We start from the raw sequence: 3,000 nt of genomic DNA on the forward strand, positions 1-3,000 counted from the left end.
CGGAGGACTGCGCGTGAACGTGGGCGGCGCAGGCCAGGAGCACGAGTGACGCGGCCGCCGCAAGGCGGTGTCGGCGGGGCGATGGAATCATCGAACCATAATAATCCATGCATTTGAACGAGCACCGCGTGGGGCTTCGTGTCCTGCAGTTGTTGGAGCCCCATGCCTGAGCTACCCGAAGTCGAAGTCACGCGGCGCGGAATCGCGGACCGCATCGCCGGCGCGCGCATCGATGCCGTGCGCATCGGCAAGCCGTTGCGCTGGGCGCTGATGGTGGCGCCCGAGCTGCTCGTGGGTCGCCGCGTGCGCGAGGTGCGCCGGCGCGGCAAATACCTCCTGATCGATCTCGACGTGGGCCTGCTGCTGCTGCACCTGGGCATGTCGGGCAGCCTGCGCTTCGATGCCGCCTTGCCCGAGCCCGGCGTGCACGATCACTTCGACCTGGTTACCGACCGCGGCACGCTGCGGCTCAACGATCCGCGCCGCTTCGGCGCCGTGGTCTACGTCGACGACGAGGCCGCGCCCTGGGCGATCAAGCTGCTCGGCGGGCTCGGCATGGAGCCGCTGGGCGAGGCCTTCGACCTCGATGCCTTCCATGCCGGCCTGCGCAAGCGCCGCACCGCGATCAAGCAGGTGCTGCTCGCGGGCGACGTGGTGGTGGGCGTGGGCAACATCTATGCTTCGGAGGCACTGTTCCAGGCCGGCATCCGTCCCACGCTGTCGGCCGCGCGCATCAGCCGGCCGCGCGCCGCGCGGCTGCATGCCGCGGTCAAGGAGATCCTGGCGCGGGCGGTCGAGAAGGGCGGCAGCACCCTGCGCGACTTTTCCATCGACGGCCAGAACGGCTACTTCCAGCTCGAGGCCACGGTCTATGGCCGGGCCGGCGAACCGTGCAGGGTCTGCGGCACGCCGATCCGGCTGCTGCGCCAGGGGCAGCGCTCGACCTATTTCTGTCCGGTGTGCCAGAAGTAGTCCGATGATCGGTCGCAGTGCCGCAGCACGGCCGGAGGTCAATGCGTACCGGTCACCCGGTTTTCAGATTGCGATGTTATATTTGTAAGAAAGTTTTTACATTTCCACCTTGAGCCGCTCCTTCAACCAACAACTCGACCAGCACGGTGCGTGGCGGAGCAATTTCGCCCACCGCTTGCAGTGGCTGTCCCGCTGGCTGACCGAGAACGAGCTGCTTGACCAGGCGGTGGCCGAGCGGCTGCGCGGGCTCGAATCGCAGATCCGCACCAGCAAGGTCATGGTGGCCTTCGTCGCGGAGTTCTCGCGCGGCAAGTCGGAGCTGATCAACGCGATCTTCTTCGCCGGCTACGGGCGGCGCATCATGCCGGCGAGCGCGGGCCGCACCACCATGTGCCCGACCGAGCTCGGCTACGACGCCATGCTGGCGCCCAAGCTGCGCCTGCTGCCGATCGAAACCCGCCTCGAGCCGCATTCGCTCGCCTACTGGCGCGACCAGCCCGCGCGCTGGACCGAGATCGCGATCGACGTCGGCGATGCCGAACGGCTGGCCCAGGCGATGGCCAAGGTGGCCGAGGTGCGCTGGGTCTCGCAGGACGAGGCGCGCGCGCTGGGCTTCTGGAACGAGGAAACGCCCGACGACAACCCGGTGCAGGACGCCGAGGGCCGGGTCGAGATCCCGCGCTGGCGCCATGCCGTGCTGAACATGCCGCATCCGCTGCTCGAGCAGGGGCTGGTGATCCTCGACACCCCGGGCCTCAACGCGATCGGCGCCGAGCCCGAACTGACGGTGAGCCTGATCCCGCAGGCGCACGCGGTGGTCTTCATCCTCGGCGCCGAAACCGGCGTCACCCGCTCCGACCTGTCGATCTGGCGCGAGCACCTCGTGACCGAGAACGAGGGCAGCGACACGCGCTTCGTGGTGCTCAACAAGATCGACACCCTGTGGGACACGCTGAGCACCCACGCGCAAATCGAGCAGCAGATCGAGCAGCAGCGCCAGGTCGCCGCCAAGCACCTCGACGTGCCGCTCGCGCAGGTGCTGCCGGTGTCGGCGCAGAAGGGCCTGCAGGCCAAGGTGCACCGCGACGCGCGGCTGCTCGAGGCCAGCCGCCTGCCCGCGCTCGAGGCCCTGCTGGGCCAGGGCGTGCTCGGCAAGCGCGAGACCATGCTGCGGCTGGCCGTCGATGCCGGCATGGCCGCGCTGCGGACCGAGGCCGAGCGCATCCTCAAGGTGCGCCAGCGCGACCTGGCCGAGCAGGCGCTCGAGCTGCAGGGGCTGCGCGGCAAGAACGTGTCGGTGATCCGGCACATGCGCGCGCGCATCGACCAGGAGCAGAACGAGTTCGAGGGCAGCAACGCGCGCATCCTGGCGCTGCGCTCGGTGCAGGGCAAGCTGCTGCGCGAGGTCTACGCGGTGCTGGGCCGCACGGCGCTCAAGGCCGACATGGTGCGGCTGTCGGCCGCGCTCAAGCGCCCCGGCGTCAAGTTCAACGTGCGCAAGGTGTACGGCGAGACCTTCGATTCGCTGCGCAACAACCTGCGCGAGGTGCAGGCGACCACGGCCGAGATCCAGTCGATGCTGCATGCCACCTTCCGCCAGCTCAATGCCGAGCAGGGCTTCACCCTGCAGGCGCCGGCCGAGCCCGACCTCAGCGGCTTCGAGCAGGAGCTCAGCCAGATCGAGCGCAGCCACATCCACTACCTGGGCGTGGGCAACATACTCAAGCTCGCGCAGGCCGACTTCTGCGACAAGCTGGTGCGCGCGCTCGCGAGCCGGCTGCGGCTGGTGAACGAGGCCGCCATGACCGAGGTCGAGCGCTGGAGCAAGGGCGCCAGCGCGCAGATCGATGCGCAGCTCAAGGAGCGCCGCCGCAACTTCAGCAAACGCATCGAGGCGATCGAGCGCATCCAGAACGCGGCCGGCAGCCTCGACGAGCGGCTGCTCGAACTGGCGGCGCAGGAGAGCGCGCTGGCCGGGCTGCAGCAGCGCCTGAGCGAATTCACCGCGCTGATCGCGCAGCAGGGCAA

At 69.0% G+C, this 3,000-nt stretch carries 2 protein-coding genes; both read left to right on the forward strand.

Annotation, left to right across the window (positions count from 1 at the left end):
• Positions 1-162: 162 nt before the first annotated feature.
• On the forward strand, positions 163-972 hold the full coding sequence (mutM, locus tag AC27VN_RS37550) for a bifunctional DNA-formamidopyrimidine glycosylase/DNA-(apurinic or apyrimidinic site) lyase (RefSeq protein WP_093341156.1): 810 nt from the start codon (positions 163-165) through the stop codon (positions 970-972).
• 109 nt (positions 973-1,081) lie between these two features.
• The coding region (locus tag AC27VN_RS37555; protein ID WP_490879940.1) for a dynamin family protein at positions 1,082-3,000 on the forward strand (1,919 nt) is incomplete at its 3' end.

The sequence above is a fragment of the Variovorax sp. 20P10.2.4 genome (genome assembly GCF_058244205.1).

Coding starts and splice junctions, on each gene's coding strand:
- mutM (WP_093341156.1), top strand. CDS start 163: ATGCCTGAGCTACCCGAAGTCGAAGTCACGCGGCGCGGAATCGCGGAC.